2 protein-coding genes are annotated in these 1,363 nt (G+C 42.1%); both read right to left on the bottom strand.

Features of this window, described 5'->3' with window-relative positions:
* Positions 1 to 116: 116 nt before the first annotated feature.
* Entirely contained in the window at positions 117 to 935 is an 819-nt protein-coding gene (locus GKG43_RS22770; RefSeq protein WP_243143857.1) for an IS3 family transposase, read from the bottom strand.
* Entirely contained in the window at positions 925 to 1,272 is a 348-nt protein-coding gene (locus GKG43_RS23530; RefSeq protein WP_243125903.1) for a transposase, read from the bottom strand. Before GKG43_RS23530 ends, GKG43_RS22770 begins: the two co-directional genes overlap by 11 nt.
* Positions 1,273 to 1,363 lie beyond the last annotated feature (91 nt).

Raw genomic sequence — 1,363 nt, 5'->3', positions numbered from 1 at the left:
TATAGTGGCTCAGTTGTCAAGACAAAAATCTAAGATTTTTATAATGAACTGATATGGTGGACAAGTTACAAGGAACATGGAGAGAACAGTGGAGCACTCTCCAGAGTCAATATATGCTAAGCTACATATGGCATCAACATTGCCGGATAGTAACATTCAGCCGGTGTTTGGTAATCAAGTGCAGAATGGCATCGCTCAAAGTTGTAGGTGTGGATATACTGTCTGATAGCAGCTCTTGCTTCCCTGATGTTGTTGTACTGTGTCAGATAGGCTTCCTCATACTTGAAGCTGCGGAACCAGCGCTCAATCATGATGTTGTCTGCCCAGCGGCTTTTTCCATCCATACTCTGGCGGATGCCGTTTTCCTTTACAAAGTCAATGTATTGCTGACTTGTAAACTGACAACCCTGATCTGAATTCAGAATCTGAGGTTTTGCCACTTTGAAAGCTTTTTTCAGGGCACTGATAACCATTCTGGTATCAAGTGTGTCATCCACTTCCCAGCCGACAATACAACGGCTATACCAGTCGATCACGGCTGTCAGATACAGAAATCCGCGCTTGATCGGGATATATGTAATGTCAATAGACCATGCCTGATTTGGCTTGTCTATGACCGCATTACGAAGAAGATATGGACATACTTTCGCCTGCTGCATTCGCTTGGAAAGATTCATCTTTGGATAAATCGGGTAAATATCCATCTCATTCATGTAGCGTCTTGCCTTGCGGCGCCCAACCTGGTAACCACGGGCTTTTAACTGTGCAGACATTTGTCTTGCGCCCCAAGTGGGATTATCTGTATGGAGATGATCAATGATCTCTTTGCAGGCCAGTTCCTCATCTGAAATAGGGGCGCCCTTGTAATAAATGCTTGTACGGTTGATGTCAAGCAACCTGGCACCAACGGAAGCCGGAATTTCCTTAGTCGTCAAAAGGTTTTGGACTAAACTTACTCTCGTAGTCAGGTCCACAAATTTCTTCAGATTTTTTTTTGAGCCAGTCAACCTGCATGGTTAACTGACCAACCTTTTTAGCATACTCCGCTTTTTCTTTGCGCTCTTCGGCAAGTTTTTCTTTGAGATTTTCCTCGCGCTTGTCGTCGAACACAACAGAAGCATTGTTCAGGAACTCTTTCTTCCAATTACGGAGCAGATTTGGTTGGATATTATTTTCAGTTGCTAGGGTGTTGAGATCTTTTTCTCCCTTAAGCAGCTCAATTACAAGGTTTGATTTAAATTTGGCACTAAAATTTCTTCTTTGTCTGGACATGTTAATGAATCCTCTCTTTCATACTGATTTTAGTATATCAGATTCATTAAAATCTGTCCGAAAAAGTGTCTTAATTTATGAGACCATTATA

Origin of the sequence: Eubacterium sp. BIOML-A2, from assembly GCF_009680135.1 — a bacterium.
In the GTDB taxonomy this organism is placed as follows: Bacteria; Bacillota; Clostridia; order Lachnospirales; family Lachnospiraceae; genus Faecalicatena; species Faecalicatena contortus_B.
The sequence above is the reverse complement of the archived record's forward strand: the minus strand, read 5'-3'. Positions and strand labels throughout refer to the sequence as shown.